The sequence below is a fragment of the Actinoplanes sichuanensis genome, assembly GCF_033097365.1.
In the GTDB taxonomy this organism is placed as follows: Bacteria; Actinomycetota; Actinomycetes; order Mycobacteriales; family Micromonosporaceae; genus Actinoplanes; species Actinoplanes sichuanensis.
Genome location: NZ_AP028461.1, coordinates 652239 through 666528, shown reverse-complemented (window position 1 = coordinate 666528; position 14290 = coordinate 652239). Strand labels below are relative to the sequence as shown.

The following is a 14290-nucleotide window of genomic DNA, read 5'->3' as shown; positions in this document are numbered from 1 at the left end:
GCCATGGTGCGATGGCGGTCCGGAACGGTCCAGGCGGTACGACGGAGCTGGCACGGCGCCGTCGAGCTGGACGTGGTGACCGCCGACGGGCCGGTGCGCGCGCTGGCGTACCCCGATCTGGTCGGTGTCCCCGAGCCCGGTGACCGGGTGCTGCTCAACGTGGGTGCGCTGGTGATGGGCCTGGGTACCGGCGGTTACGCGCTGGTGGTGGCGATCCCGGACCGGCTGCCCGCCGACCCGGCCGACGACGGTTCCAGCCGCGACGCGGGCCACCTGGTGAAAGCGCGGTACACGCCGCTGCAGCCGATCCGGCTCGGCGTCGACGAGGAAGCGTCCCCCCATCGGGCGGTTCTGGCCGCCGCCGAGTCGATCGAGGGCATGCCGGTGGTCACGGCCGACCTGCATTCGGCGCTGCCGGCGATCCTGGCCGGGATCCACGCCGACCGGCCGGCCGCCCGGGTGGCGTATCTGATGACCGACGGCGGGGCACTGCCGGCCTGGTTCTCCCGCACGCTGGACGGGCTGCGCGGGCACCTCGTCGGCACGGTCACCACCGGCCAGGCGTTCGGCGGCGACCTGGAGGCGAGCACGGTGCACACCGGGCTGCTGGCCACCCGACACGTGCTGCACGCCGACGTGACCATCGTGGCGCAGGGGCCGGGCAATCTGGGGACCGGCACGACCTGGGGTTTCTCCGGGGTGGCGCTGGGCGAGGCGGTGAACGCGATCACCGTGCTGGGCGGGCGGCCGGTGGGCTCGCTGCGGATCTCCGACGGCGACGGTCGGGAGCGGCACCGCGGGGTGTCACATCACAGCCTCACGGCGTACGGAAAGGTCGCTCTCGTCTCCGCCGACCTGCCGGTGCCGGACCGCCTGCCGCAACCGCTCGGCGCCGAGGTCGACGCCGTGCTCGCGCCGCTGGCCGCGAGGCACCGCATCGTCCGCGTGCCCGTCGAGGGTCTGGACGAGGCGCTGCGGAACTGCCCGGTGCCACTGTCGACGATGGGTCGCAAGCTGGACCAGGACCACGCCTACTTCCTGACCGCCGCGGTGGCCGGCCGTCACGCGGCGAGTCTGCTGGTCTGAGCGGCGACCTCGACCCGGTCACGACCGGCCGCCTTCGCCGCGTAGAGCGCCGCGTCGGCCCGTCCGAGCAACTCGTCGGAGGTCTTCCACACCGTCCCAGACGGCCGGCCCGTCGGAGAAGGTCTGCCCGAGCGGGGTGGCCGCCAGCGCGCGGGTCATCGCCCGGCGGGCGTCGCCGGCCCCGGCGGCCGGCAGCAGCACCACGAACTCCTCGCCGCCGAACCGGGCGATCACGTCGACGTCGCGCAACGCCGCGTGCCAGGCCGCGCTGGCCGCCTTGAGCAGCTGGTCACCGGCCGGGTGGCCGTAGGTGTCGTTGTACCGCTTGAAGTGGTCGAGGTCGAGGATGGCGACGGCCACCGGCTCGCTGTTGCGGCGGGCCCGTTCCAGGGCGCGGGGCAGCTCGTCGTTCCAGGCACGTCGATTCGGCAGGCCGGTGAGCTCGTCCGAGCGGGCCAGTTCCCGGACCCGGTCGGCCTGCCGTTCGACGTGCCTGATGAGCAGCGCCATCCGCGTCACGACCAGCAGGAACAGGACCGCCGAGCAGGCCGCGATGCTCCACCCGTCGGCGACCTCGCCGGTGGCGGTCTGTGCGGCGAGGACCGCCGGGGCGATCAGCGAGGCACCGGCGAGCAGCGCGAGCAGGCCCTTGCCGAGCCCGGCGGGCCGCGCGTCGGCGGGCGCCGTCATCTCGCGGGCGCCCTGGTGCAGGCAGGCCACACCGAACAGCACGAACCCGACGAGGAACACCGATTCCAGGCCGGTGGTGAAGCGCGGCACCTCGAGCAGCGCCTCTCCGGTGTCGCCCATGTCGTCGAGCACCACCCAGGCGCTGTCGCCGAGCAGGAAGGCGGTCAGCGAACCGGTGATCCACCAGAACGGGGCGCCCCGACTGCCACCGGCGCGCAGCAGCCTGGTGGTCATCGGGATCAACAGAAGATCACCGATCGGGTACGCCACCTGCGTCGCGTGTGCCAGCCGGTCCATCGAGTCGCCGAGGTTCACCGGCGCGATCACGTACACCCAGGCGAGCAGGCCGAACCCGGTGGTGATGGTGGCCGCGTCGACCAGGGCCGCCCAGTCCGACCGTGCGTCGCGGCGTCGGATCAGAATGGCCAGAGCGGCGGCGCACGTCGGATAGAGGCCGAGGAAGAACGGGTCGGCCGGGGTGGGCATGTCGACCAGCCCGTACCAGGCCTCCGCGATGTCGGCGACGGCGATGCCCGTGGAGTTGCTGAACACGCCGGCCGCGAACAGCCACCAGGGCAGCCGTTCCGGGCGGGGCAGCCGGTGGGCGCCGATCAGCAGCGCCGCGACGCCGGCCCACCCGACCCCGACCTGCCAGGCGGTGCGCCACCACATCTCGTCGGGCAGGAACTGGTACGCGGCGATGGCGAGAGCCGCCATCGCCGCGAAGATCGTCGCGGTCCGTCCGGCCCGCACGCGCTGTTCCGACACGCCTATCAGGAGACGGCAGGATGGGGCCGGCGCGGGTGACCGCCCGGGTACGAACGGGTTGTTCAGTCGCGCCGGCGGATCAGGGTGACCCCGTCGCGGACCGGCAGCATCACCGACTCGACCCGGTCGTCGGTGACGATCCGGTCGTTGAGACCGGCGACCGCGTGGTCCGACTCGTCGCTCGGGTCGAGGACCCGCCCGCCCCGCAGCACGTTGTCGAGGACCATCAGGCCGCCGGGACGCAGCCGGGGCACCAGCTCGTCGTAGTAGTCCGGGTAGCCGGTCTTGTCGGCGTCGACGAACACGAAGTCGATCACCGGGTCGGCCGGCAGCGCCCGCAGGGTGGCCAGGGCGGGGGCGATCCGCAGGTCGATCCGGTCGGTCAGCCCGGCCCGCTGCCAGTAGTCGCGCGCCACCGACGTCCACTCCTCGGAGACGTCGCAGGCCAGCAATCGTCCACCCGGTCGCAGGCCACGGGCGATGCAGATCGATGAGTAACCGGTGAAGGTGCCCACCTCGACCGCGTTGGTCGCGCCGGTGAGCCGCACCAGCATGGTGAGCAGGGCGCCCTCGTCGTGCGAGACCTGCATTCCGGCGGCGCCGGGCGGGAATTTCGCCCACGTCTCGGCGGCCAGGTCCCGCAGCACGTCATCGGCGGGTGTGCAGTGGGTCAGCAGATAATCGCCGACGGCGGGATCGATGATGTCAGCCATACCGGACAGCTTTCCGCAAACCAGGCACCCGCGTCTGCCCCGGCGGTTTTCACCCGCTGAAGATCAGGTAGGCCCAACCGCCGATGAGCAGGAGCAGGATCAGGGCGAGCACCCACGTCGGCACCCGATGGTTGCCCTCGCGATTCTGCTCGATCTCGGCCCGGATCTTCGCCCGGCGGCGGTCCAGCCGGTTCAGCCGGGCCTCGGCCTCGGTGCGTTCGTTGGGTTCAGGCAGGTCAGGTGTCCTCATAGCGGGGCCAGCCTAGCCGTCACCGGTGGCCGGCGCCCACCCCGTGGTCGGGTGTGCGCCGGCCGGCCGGTCACATGCTCGCGATCAGTCGCTCCACCCGCTCGTCGTAGGCACGGAACGGGTCCTTGCAGAGGACCGTGCGCTGCGCCTGGTCGTTGAGCTTCAGATGCACCCAGTCGACGGTGAAGTCGCGCCGCTTCTCCTGGGCGTGCTTGATGAACTCGCCACGCAGCCGGGCCCGGGTGGTCTGCGGCGGTGTCTCTTTCGCCTCGAAGATCTGCAGGTCGTTGGCGATCCGGTCGACCGTCTTACGCTTCTCCATCAGGGCGTAGAGGCCACGGCCACGGCGCACGTCGTGGTAGGCGAGGTCGAGCTGCGCGATCCGCGGGTGCGACATCGGGATCTCGTGCTTGGCCTGGTAACGCTCGATCAGCTTGTACTTCGACACCCAGTCGATCTCGCGCGCGACCGGGTCGAGGTTCTCCGACTCGATCGCGTTGAGCACGCGGCCCCACAGCTCGACGACCCGCTTGGCGACCGGGTCGCCGCCGCGCCGCTCGACGAACTCGGTCGCCTTCGCCAGGTACTCCTGCTGGATCTCCAGCGCGGAGACCTCCTTGTTGTTGGCCAGGCGGATCTTGCGGCGGCCGGTGACGTCGTGGCTGACCTCGCGGATCGCCCGGATCGGGTTTTCCAGGGTCAGGTCGCGCATCACCACGCCCGCCTCGATCATGCGGAGCACGATGTCGGCCGAGCCCACCTTCAGCAGGGTGGTGACCTCGTTCATGTTCGAGTCGCCGACGATCACGTGCAGGCGCCGGTAGCGCTCGGCGTCGGCGTGCGGCTCGTCGCGGGTGTTGATGATCGGCCGGGACCTGGTCGTCGCGCTGGAGACGCCCTCCCAGATGTGCTCGGCGCGCTGCGACAGGCAGAACACCGCACCCCGGGGCGTCTGCAGCACCTTGCCGGCGCCGCAGATCAGCTGGCGGGTCACCAGGAACGGGATGAGCACGTCGGCGAGACGGCCGAACTCACCGTGCCGGCTCACCAGATAGTTCTCGTGGCAGCCATACGAGTTGCCGGCGGAGTCGGTGTTGTTCTTGAAGAGGTAGATCTCCCCCGCGATGCCCTCGTCGTGCAGACGCTTCTCCGCGTCGACGAGAAGGCCCTCCAGGATCCGCTCGCCGGCCCGGTCGTGGGCGACCAGATCGGTGACGGAGTCGCACTCGGGGGTCGCGTACTCAGGGTGGGAACCGACATCGAGGTAGAGGCGGGCGCCGTTGCGAAGGAACACGTTGCTGCTGCGTCCCCAGGAGACCACTCGGCGGAACAGGTAGCGGGCCACCTCGTCCGGCGACAGCCGCCGCTGCCCCCGATAGGTGCACGTGACTCCGTACTCGGTCTCGAGGCCGAAAATTCGCCGTTCCATGTCAGAACACTACCGGCAGAAACCGGTTCAGCGGCACCCACAACCGGCCCTTTCCATGATTGCGGGGCGTGGTCATGATGACCACGCCCCGCAATCGTCGCGCGAACCCTACTTCTGGGTGTCGTCCGTCTCCGAGGCCGCCGACTCGGTGGGCTTGCCCTCGGCCGGCGCGGGCGGGGCGGCGTCGACCTCACCCAGGTCCGCCTCCGACACCGACTCGTGCCCGAGCAGGGTCGTCAGAGCGGCGCCGGAGATCCGGCGGAACGCCCGGCCCGGCCGCCGCCGGTCCAGCACGGCCACCTCAAGCTGTTTGTCGGTCAGCTGGCGGGCCTGGCCGTTCTCCCCACCGACGCTGCCCAGCGCCTCCGACGCCAGGGCCAGCGCCACGGTCAGCTCGGCCGTCGCGTCGTGCCGGTCGCGCAGCACGTTGCCGATCGCCTCGGCCTGGCCGCCCATGGCCATGAAGCCCGGCTCGTCCATGACCGAACCGTCGTAGGTGATCCGGTACAGCTCGTCCGCGGCCGGCGTCGCGCCGACCTGCGCGACGCAGATCTCCACCTCGTACGGCTTCTGCGTCTCGGAGAAGATCGCGCCGAGCGTCTGGGTGTACGTGTTGGCCAGCGCCCGGCCGGTCACGTCCCGCCGGTCGTAGCTCAGGCCGACCATGTCGGCCATCCGCACACCGCCGCGCCGCAGCGCCTCGAACTCGTTGTACCGCCCGACGGCCGCGAACGCGATCTTGTCGTAGATCTCGCTGATCTTCCGCAGGGTGGTGATGTTCTCGGCGACCAGGAGGATGCCGCCCTCGTAGGTGAGCACCACGGCCGACCGGCCGCGGGCGATGCCCTTGCGGGCGTACTCCGAACGGTCCCGCTGGACCTGCTCGGGTGATGCGTAGAACTGCATGGCCACGGGTGGCTACCTCTCTTCCTCGAAGTGCGGGTCAGCCGCCCGGGTTCTCGTGACGGCCGGCGACCACGCGCTCGGCCACCGTGTTGATCTCTTCGTCGCTCAGCCGGTGTGTGCCGTTCGCCGTAGCGGTCATCACCACCGGGTAGATCTTGCGGATCACGTCCGGCCCGCCGGTGGCGGTGTCGTCGTCGGCCGCGTCGTACAGCGCCTCGACGGCCAGGGTGATCGCGTCCTCGGTGCTCACGCCGGCCCGGTACCGCTTCTTCAGCGCGGCTTTGGCGAACAGCGAGCCCGACCCGATCGCCTCGTAGCCGGTCTCCTCGTAGATGCCGCCGGCCACGTCGAAGCTCCAGATCCGGCCCGGGGCCATCCCCTCGGCCGGGGCCAGGTCGAACCCGGCGAACAGCGGCACCACGGCCAGGCCCTGCATGGCCGCGCCCAGGTTGCCACGCACCATCGCGGCCAGGCGGTTCGCCTTGCCGTCGAGGGAGAGCATGGCGCCCTCGATCTTCTCGTAGTGCTCCAGCTCGACCTGGAACAGGCGGATCAGCTCGATGCCGATGCCGGCCGTCCCGGCGATGCCGATCAGCGAGTAGGCGTCGGCCGGGTGGACCTTCTTGATGTCCCGGCTGGCGATCAGGTTGCCCATGGTCGCCCGGCGGTCACCGGCCATCACCACACCGTCGGCGGTCGCGATCGCGACGATCGTGGTGCCGTGCGGCGCGATGTCGGCGGACAGGCCCGGCGGCAGCGGCCGGCGGCCCGGAAGCAGCTCCGGGGCGGCCTGACTCAGGAACTGCGTGAAGGAGGACGTCGAAGTGCTGGTGAAGAAATCCGGTAGACGCCCGGATGGATCAAAGCCCGTCGCCACGTGGTTCCTTTCAGGTACGTGCAGTTGAGGCACACTATCCCGCCGGAGCCCGCGGGGGCGCTCAACATCATCGACATGTCTTGGGGAAATGGCGGACGCCGCCGAAACGGCGGCGCCCGGTCATTCAGAAACGGACAAAACCCTTACTGGCCGCCCTTTTGGACATAGCCTCGGACGAACTCCTCAGCGTTCTCCTCCAGCACGGAGTCGATCTCGTCCAGGAGATCGTCGACGTCCTCGGTGATCTCGGCGTGCCGTTCCGCTACCTCGGGATTGGCCTCGACGGTGACGTCCTCGATGTCCTGGTCGCTGGAGCCCTTGCTGCTCTGCGACTGACCACCTGTGTCTCGGGTTGCCATGGATGTCCCCCTTCTCAGCCGTCCCCGAAGTCCTGCAACATCGGGTTGGGAAAAACCTACCTCGCACCTGTGACGAAACGGCCCGCCGGAACGGGTGTTTTATTACCGGCTCGTGATCACTTCGAGCAGATCCTTCGCGCTCTCGCACGTGTCGAACAGCGCGCCGACATGCTTCTTGGTACCGCGTTCCGGCTCCATCATGGGCACCCGGACCAGGGACTCCCGGCCCACGTCGAAGATCACCGAGTCCCAGCTGGCGGCGACCACCTCGGAGGCGTACTGCGCGAGGCAGCGGCCCCGGAAGTAGGCCCGGGTGTCCTCCGGCGGCTCGTACATGGCGCGCTGCGTGGTGTCCGGGTCGAGCAGGGTCTTCATCGACCCGCGCGCCACCAGGCGGTGGTAGAGGCCCTTCTCCGGCCGCACGTCGGAATACTGCAGGTCGACGAGCTGGAGCTTGGGCGACGACCAGCCCAGGTTCTCCCGCTCCCGATAGCCCTCCAGCAGGCGCAGCTTGGCCACCCAGTCCAGGCTGTCGGAGAGCAGCATCGGGTCGCGGCCGAGCTTGTCGAGCGCGTCCTCCCACCGGTCCAGCACGTCCGAGGTCTGCTCGTCGACGTCGGCGCCGAGCCGGTCGTCGACGAACTGGCGGGCCCGCTCGAAGTAGGCCCACTGCAGGTCGAGGGCGGTGAGCCGACGGCCGTCGCGCAGACGCATCAGGTGTTTGAGCGACGGGTCGTGACTGACCGCCTTGAGCTCGCTCACCGGGTCGGCGATGCCGAGCTCACCGGTGAACACCTTCTCCTCGATCATGTTGAGAATCAGCGCGGTGGTGCCCACCTTGAGGTAGGTGGAGATCTCCGACAGGTTCGCGTCGCCGATGATCACGTGCAGGCGGCGGTACTTGTCGGCGTCGGCGTGCGGCTCGTCGCGGGTGTTGATGATCGGCCGTTTGAGGGTCGTCTCCAGCCCGACCTCGACCTCGAAGAAGTCGGCGCGGGAGGAGATCTGGAAACCGGCGCCGCTGCCGTCCTGCCCGATGCCCACGCGACCGGCGCCGCAGAAGATCTGCCGGGTCACGAAGAACGGGGTGAGGTGGGCGACGATGTCGGCGAACGCGGTCTGCCGGCGCATCAGGTAGTTCTCGTGCGCCCCGTACGACGCGCCCTTGTTGTCGGTGTTGTTCTTGTAGAGCTGAATCCGGTGCGTGCCGGGGATCGTGGCGGCGCGGCGGGAGGCCTCGGCCATCACCCGCTCGCCGGCCTTGTCCCACTTGACGATGTCGAGCGGGTTGGTCACCTCGGGTGTGCTGTACTCCGGGTGGGCGTGATCGACATACAGACGGGCGCCGTTGGTCAGTATCACGTTGGCCAGGCCGAGATCCTCGTCGGCGAGCGCCTCGGCCGGGTCGTAGGCGGCCCCGGAGTAAGTGAAACCACGGGCGTCGCGCAGTGGCGACTCCTCCTCGTAGTCCCAGCGGGCGCGGCCTTTGCTGCTGAGCTCGGGGCGGGCGCCGTAGGCGTTGACCACCTGCGAGGACGTGACCATCGGATTGGCACCGGGCTGGCCGGGAACCGAAATGCCGTACTCGACCTCGGTCCCCATAATCCGTCGAACGCTCATGCGACCACCCTGTCCGCCACGAAGCTGCGCCTGCTCATGCATCGAGCCTAGACGCTCCGCCCGGCCTTTCCGAGACTCCCCGTACCCGCGTCGGAACCTTGAGTGTCACCGGCGGGCCGCAGCGGCTGCTCCGGACCGAGAATGATCGTCGCCCGCCGCTGCAGGCGTCGGCCCAGCGCTTGTCCCGGCAACTCGACGAACCGGTAGGCGAACCAGGCCAGCAGAAGTGTCGCCCCCACGAACCCGAGCCCGAACAGCACCCGGTTGGTCAGGGTCGGATCGGTCTCCACCGGGACCACCCGCTTGACCAGCCCGACCACGACCACGTGCAGCAGGTAGACCGAGAAACTGACCGCGCCGAGCCAGGTGAGCGCGGCCGGCATCCGGCGTTCGCGCAGTGCCCAGCCGACCAGGAAGGTGGCCGTGACGGCGGCGGTGACCGACCCCCAGCGGACCAGCTCGGCGGTCTGGCCGGTGTGCAGCCAGTTGGTGAAGACACCCCCGAGGAACACCACGACCAGCGACGGAACGGCGGCCCGGCGGGTGATCTCGCCGTTCTGCAGCCGGTACACGACGGTGCCGGCGAACATCACGCCGAGCATCAGCAGCGCCTGCCAGGAGGCGGTCGCCACCACCCAGCGGGTGGCGTGCCCGTTCACCGCCGGCAGCAGCACGAACCCGATCCCGACCGCGCCCGCGGCCGGCACCAGCGGGCGCCGGCCGCTGATCTGTGAGCCCAGGCACACCGTCACCACCAGCACCAGCCCGGCCGCGAGCAGGTGCCGCCGGTCCACCGTGCCGCCCAGCAGCGCGTCCGGCAGCATCGGGCCGGCCAGCACCGCGACTAGCGTGAGCCCGGCCGCCCACCAGGCGCTGAGCCGGTGCAGGTTCCAGGCGAAAAGTCCGGCTACGATCAGATAGAAGACCATTTCGAAGGAGAGCGTCCAGAACGGCGTGATCATCCCGCTGACGCCGACCAGGTCGGAGAGCATGGTGATCTGGCCCAGCCCGGCGCCGACCGGGTCCTCGCGCACCCCCGGGTGCGGCTCGGTGACGCCGGTCGCGACGAGCAGCACGACGAGGGCGATGGTGAACAGGTAGGCCGGATAGATGCGGAACAACCGGCCGATCCAGAACTTGCGCAGCGACCCGTGCCGTTCCAGGGACATCGGGATCACGTAGCCGCTGACCAGGAAGAACAGCAGTACGCCGTACTTGCCGAGGTCGAAGTTCTGGTAGATCAGCAGATGGTTCTCCCGGCCGATCACGTACGGGCTCAGGTGGAAGAGCGCCACGACCACGGCCGCGAAGCCGCGCATCGCGTCGAGCCAGGCCATCCGCGGGGCCGCCGGGCGCGTGGCAGCCGGACCGCCCGATACATCCATGATCGTTGTCACGGACGGCGACGATAACGACGCCGCAGGAACGGCTTCCGACGTGGCGATCACAGGATGATCACAGAATCCGGACAGCCAACCGCTCCTCGGCCCGCGGGCCCTTCGGCGCCGGAGCGAGCGCCTGTGCCGGCCGCTCCACCCAGCGGTGCCCGGCCCACGCGGCGGCGAGGGAGCCGGCCGCGAAGGCCACCGCGGTCAGCAGCGGCTGCTGCGTGTGGTGCCGAACCACCGCGAGGACCGGAATGTGCAGCAGATAGAGCGAGTAGCTGATCGTGCCGAGCCGGACCAGGACCGCCGGGACCCGCCGCTCCCGCAGCAGGAAGGCACCGCCGAAGGTCACCGCGACAGCGACCGCCACCGTCGGCTTCACCTGCACCGCGACCCCGGCGGCGACCAGTATCAGCACCAGGACGGCGGGCAGCCGGCCGAGCTGCCCGTGCTGCACCCGGTAGATCACCGTGCCGGCGAACATCACCGCCAGCATCTGCGCGGCCTGCCCCGACGACGCGCTGGTCACCTGATCGGTGGCATGACCGTTGAGAAGCGGCAGCACGACGGAGACGATGCCGGCCACACCGGCGACCAGGGTGAGCGGCCTCCGGCCGAGGTGATTCCCGAGGTGGTACGCCCAGAGCACGCATCCCAGGAGCACCAGCGCCGCGACCGCGGTGATCCGGCGGTGCGGGGCCGTCCCGCCGAGCAGGGCGTCCGGCAGGCCGCACACCGCCAGGACGGTGAGCCCGGCCGCCCACCAGGCGCTGTCCCGGTTGCGCCGCCAGACGAACAGGCCCGCGACGATCAGGTAGAAGACCATCTCGAAGGAGAGCGTCCAGAACGGCCGGAGCACACCGCGGGTGCCGATCAGGTCCTGGAGCATGGTGACGTGCCCGAGGACGCTGGCTGTCGTCTCTCCGGCCAGCTGATCGGGCATCCGCATGATCCCGGCCGCGCCGAGCCCGATCGTGACCAGGACGGCGAACAGATAGGCCGGGTAGATCCGCAGCAGCCGGCCGGTCCAGAACCGCCGCAGGTCACCGTGCCGTTCCAGGGACATCGGGATCACGTAGCCGCTGACCAGAAAGAACAGCAGTACGCCGTACTTGCCGAGGTCGAGGATCTGGAAGATCCGCAGGTGTCGTTCGGAACCGAGCACGAGCGGGCTGACGTGGAAGGCGGCCACGACGACCGCGGCCCAGCCACGGAGCGCGTCCAGCCAGGCCAGGCGGGGTGCGATCACACGGGTTGAACGAGGCCGGGGCCGGAGGGAAACCCCTCCGGCCCCGGTCGTGGTACGTCCTACAGGTACTGGCCGGTGTTGGTCGCGGTCTCGATGGACCGGCCGGCCTCGGCGCCCTTGCCACCGGAGACGAGCGTACGGATGTAGACGATCCGCTCACCCTTCTTACCGGAGATCCGGGCCCAGTCGTCCGGGTTCGTGGTGTTCGGCAGGTCCTCGTTCTCCCGGAACTCGTCGACGCAGCTGTCGAGCAGGTGCTGCAGTCGGAGACCCTTCTTACCGGAGGTGAGGAACTCCTTGATCGCCATCTTCTTGCCACGGTCGACGATGTTCTGGATCATCGCGCCGGAGTTGAAGTCCTTGAAGTACAGGACCTCCTTGTCACCGTTGGCGTAGGTGACCTCCAGGAAGCGGTTCTCCTCCGTCTCCGTGTACATCCGCAGCACGACCGCCTCGATCATCGCGGCGACCGTCGCGTCCCGGTTACCGCCGTGCTCGGTGAGGTCGTCCCCACTGAGCGGCAGCTCCGACAGGATGTACTTGGCGAAGATGTCCTTCGCCGCCTCGGCGTCCGGACGCTCGATCTTGATCTTCACGTCGAGCCGGCCGGGGCGCAGGATGGCCGGGTCGATCATGTCCTCCCGGTTGGAGGCGCCGATCACGATCACGTTCTCCAGGCCCTCGACACCGTCGATCTCGCTGAGCAGCTGAGGAACGATCGTGTTCTCCACGTCACTGGAGACACCCGAGCCACGGGTCCGGAAGATCGAGTCCATCTCGTCGAAGAACACGATCACCGGGGTGCCCTCGCCGGCCTTCTCACGAGCCCGCTGGAAGACCAGGCGGATGTGCCGCTCGGTCTCACCCACGTACTTGTTGAGCAGCTCCGGGCCCTTGATGTTGAGGAAGTAGCTGGTGTGCTTCTCCTCGCCACGTCGCTCGGCGATCTTCTTGGCCAGCGAGTTGGCCACCGCCTTGGCGATCAGGGTCTTGCCACAGCCGGGCGGGCCGTAGAGCAGGATGCCCTTCGGCGGGCGCAGCTGGTGCTCCCGGAACAGGTCGGCGTGCAGGAACGGCAGCTCGACCGCGTCGCGGATCTGCTCGATCTGGGAGTGCAGGCCACCGATGTCGCTGTAGTCGACGTCGGGCACCTCCTCCAGGACGAGCTCCTCGACCTCACTCTTCGGGATCCGCTCATAGGCGTACGCCGAACGGGGCTCGATCATGAGCGAGTCGCCGGCGCGCAGCTTGTCGATGTCGAGCGAGTCGGCGAGGAACACGATGCGTTCCTCGTCGGCGTGCGACATCACCAGCGCCCGATCGCGGGGGCCGCCGGACGGGTTGTCCAGCACCTCCTTGAGCGAGACGACCTCGCCGGTGCGCTCGAAACCGAACGCGTCGACGACGTTGAGCGCGTCGTTCAGCAGGACTTCCTGTCCGCGCTGAAGCTCGTCGGCCGCGAGCGACGGCGAGACCGCCACCCGCAGCTTGCGGCCACCGGTGAACACGTCCACCGTGCCGTCCTCGTGTGCCGCCAGAAACACGCCATAGCCGCTGGGCGGCTGTGCGAGCCGGTCAATCTCTTCCTTGAGAGTGACGATCTGGGCCCTGGCTTCCTTGAGGGTCGCCACGAGCCGCTCGTTGTTCTCGGTCACTCGGGCCAGCTGCGCCTGCGTTGCCGCGAGCCGTTCCTCAAGCTGCCGGACGTGTCGGGGGCTCTCCGTCAACTTCCGCCGGACCAGAGCGAGTTCCTCTTGCAGAAACGCGACCTGACTGGAGAGATCGTTGACTTCCTTCTCCGCTCGCGCGGCGCGGGAGTCCGCTTCGTCGCTACGTGCCACGTCCCACCTCCCCGGGGGGCTCGAACGTCTTGGGTTAACACTAGCTGTTGCGAAGCGGTTTTCGACCCATGCAACACCCTCGTCACCGACTCTTGATCGATTGGTGCGACCGCGGCTGAGCCGGTCGGACATAGTTCGGGTACCGTCGGCCCCGACGGGTTGCGGGAGGTAGACGTGTCGGCTGACACTGATGAGCTGCGAGTCTGGATCGATCAGGATCTCTGTACCGGTGACGGACTCTGTGTTCAGTACGCCCCGGAAGTGTTCGAACTGGACATCGACGGCCTCGCCTATGTAAAAGACCACACCGGCGAGTTGCTCCAGGACCCGGGCGTGCGGACGGACGTGCCGCGGCAGCTGTTGCTCGAGGTCATCGACTCGGCCAAGGAGTGCCCGGGCGACTGCATCCACGTGGAACGGGCCGCCGACGGTGTGCCCGTCGCCGGCCCGTTGAGCTCCGTTGAGTGAATCTGACTGAAACTCAGAGGGTGGGACGGCCGACCAGCGAGGCGACCACCCGGGAGAATTCTTCCAGCCGGGCGATCTGACCGGCGCCGCCGTCGTCGAGCGTCTTGCCGAAACGCAGCGCGTCGTGGCGCAGCGGCGCCCGGCCCTCGTCCTCACCCACGCCCGGCGGCGGGACCGCGTCGTCGACCGAACTCAGCAGCAGGTAGACGTCGATGCTGTCGACCCGGGCCTGCCCGTTCGGAGTACGGGTGAGGCGCCGTCGACAGCCCACCTCGGTCACCGTCGACAGCGGCACCACCCGGAGCGACGAGGTCATCGCGCCGACCGGGCCGTCCCCGGGCGCCACGTCCTCGCCGTGCCACAGGACCAGGCGGCTGCCGTCGCAGACGACGACCTCCTGCCACACCCCGTTCACCTCGTTGACGAATCGCTCCAGGGTGAAACACAGGACCTGGGCGCCCCGCAGGACCCCGAAGAGCGCCTCCAGGGCCACCTCGGGGTCACGCAGGTAGGCACGGGCGGCCGAGTCCAGATCCGGATACGGCGACCAGTCCGGGAAGACCGCCGGCATCTCACTGCTCCCGCCGAACGGTGGAGAACTCATCGCGCCCACTCCCTGTCCTCCCGAGGCCTGGCCCCCAAGGAACCT

At 69.3% G+C, this 14290-nt stretch carries 14 protein-coding genes; 2 read left to right on the top strand and 12 right to left on the bottom strand.

All coding sequences use genetic code 11. From position 1 onward, the window contains the following. Window positions 1-3: 3 nt before the first annotated feature. On the top strand, window positions 4-1086 hold the full coding sequence (locus tag Q0Z83_RS02820) for a DUF3866 family protein (protein ID WP_317792188.1): 1083 nt from the start codon (window positions 4-6) through the stop codon (window positions 1084-1086). 18 nt (window positions 1087-1104) lie between these two features. Here the strand turns inward: Q0Z83_RS02820 and Q0Z83_RS02815 are convergent, their stop codons facing one another. From Q0Z83_RS02815 to arc, 11 genes are all read right to left on the bottom strand, one after another. Beyond that, window positions 1105-2544: a sensor domain-containing diguanylate cyclase gene (locus tag Q0Z83_RS02815; protein ID WP_317792187.1), complete on the bottom strand. Its 1440-nt coding sequence runs from the start codon at window positions 2542-2544 to the stop codon at window positions 1105-1107. Between the two features lie 62 nt (window positions 2545-2606). Next, a complete protein-coding gene (locus Q0Z83_RS02810; RefSeq protein ID WP_317792186.1) occupies window positions 2607-3257 on the bottom strand; it encodes an O-methyltransferase in 651 nt (216 codons plus the stop codon). A gap of 49 nt (window positions 3258-3306) precedes the next feature. Continuing rightward, entirely contained in the window at window positions 3307-3507 is a 201-nt protein-coding gene (locus Q0Z83_RS02805) for a hypothetical protein (protein WP_317792185.1), read from the bottom strand. Window positions 3508-3577: 70 nt separating this feature from the next. Beyond that, on the bottom strand, window positions 3578-4936 hold the full coding sequence (pafA, locus tag Q0Z83_RS02800; RefSeq protein ID WP_106320375.1) for a Pup--protein ligase: 1359 nt from the start codon (window positions 4934-4936) through the stop codon (window positions 3578-3580). A gap of 108 nt (window positions 4937-5044) precedes the next feature. Next, entirely contained in the window at window positions 5045-5848 is an 804-nt protein-coding gene (prcA, locus tag Q0Z83_RS02795; RefSeq protein ID WP_317792184.1) for a proteasome subunit alpha, read from the bottom strand. A 31-nt stretch (window positions 5849-5879) separates the two neighbouring features. Beyond that, window positions 5880-6719 carry a proteasome subunit beta gene (prcB, locus tag Q0Z83_RS02790; protein ID WP_317792183.1) on the bottom strand — a complete coding sequence of 280 codons (840 nt, stop codon included), beginning with the start codon at window positions 6717-6719 and terminating at the stop codon, window positions 5880-5882. A gap of 143 nt (window positions 6720-6862) precedes the next feature. Then, window positions 6863-7078, bottom strand: a complete 216-nt coding sequence (locus tag Q0Z83_RS02785) for a ubiquitin-like protein Pup (RefSeq protein WP_317792182.1) — start codon at window positions 7076-7078, stop codon at window positions 6863-6865. 102 nt (window positions 7079-7180) lie between these two features. Then, the gene (gene dop / locus Q0Z83_RS02780) at window positions 7181-8698 is read right to left on the bottom strand and encodes a depupylase/deamidase Dop (protein WP_378078966.1); all 1518 of its coding nucleotides are present in this window, start codon (window positions 8696-8698) and stop codon (window positions 7181-7183) included. A 47-nt stretch (window positions 8699-8745) separates the two neighbouring features. Further along, entirely contained in the window at window positions 8746-10095 is a 1350-nt protein-coding gene (locus Q0Z83_RS02775; protein WP_317792181.1) for an acyltransferase family protein, read from the bottom strand. Window positions 10096-10153: 58 nt separating this feature from the next. Further along, window positions 10154-11332 carry an acyltransferase family protein gene (locus tag Q0Z83_RS02770; protein ID WP_317792180.1) on the bottom strand — a complete coding sequence of 393 codons (1179 nt, stop codon included), beginning with the start codon at window positions 11330-11332 and terminating at the stop codon, window positions 10154-10156. Between the two features lie 59 nt (window positions 11333-11391). Next, window positions 11392-13173, bottom strand: a complete 1782-nt coding sequence (gene arc / locus Q0Z83_RS02765) for a proteasome ATPase (RefSeq protein ID WP_317792179.1) — start codon at window positions 13171-13173, stop codon at window positions 11392-11394. A 174-nt stretch (window positions 13174-13347) separates the two neighbouring features. On the opposite strand from arc, the gene Q0Z83_RS02760 reads away from it, so the two are divergent. After that, window positions 13348-13641: a ferredoxin gene (locus Q0Z83_RS02760; protein WP_317792178.1), complete on the top strand. Its 294-nt coding sequence runs from the start codon at window positions 13348-13350 to the stop codon at window positions 13639-13641. 13 nt (window positions 13642-13654) lie between these two features. Here the strand turns inward: Q0Z83_RS02760 and Q0Z83_RS02755 are convergent, their stop codons facing one another. After that, window positions 13655-14245, bottom strand: coding sequence for a hypothetical protein (locus tag Q0Z83_RS02755; protein WP_317792177.1), 591 nt, complete (start codon window positions 14243-14245; stop codon window positions 13655-13657). Window positions 14246-14290 lie beyond the last annotated feature (45 nt).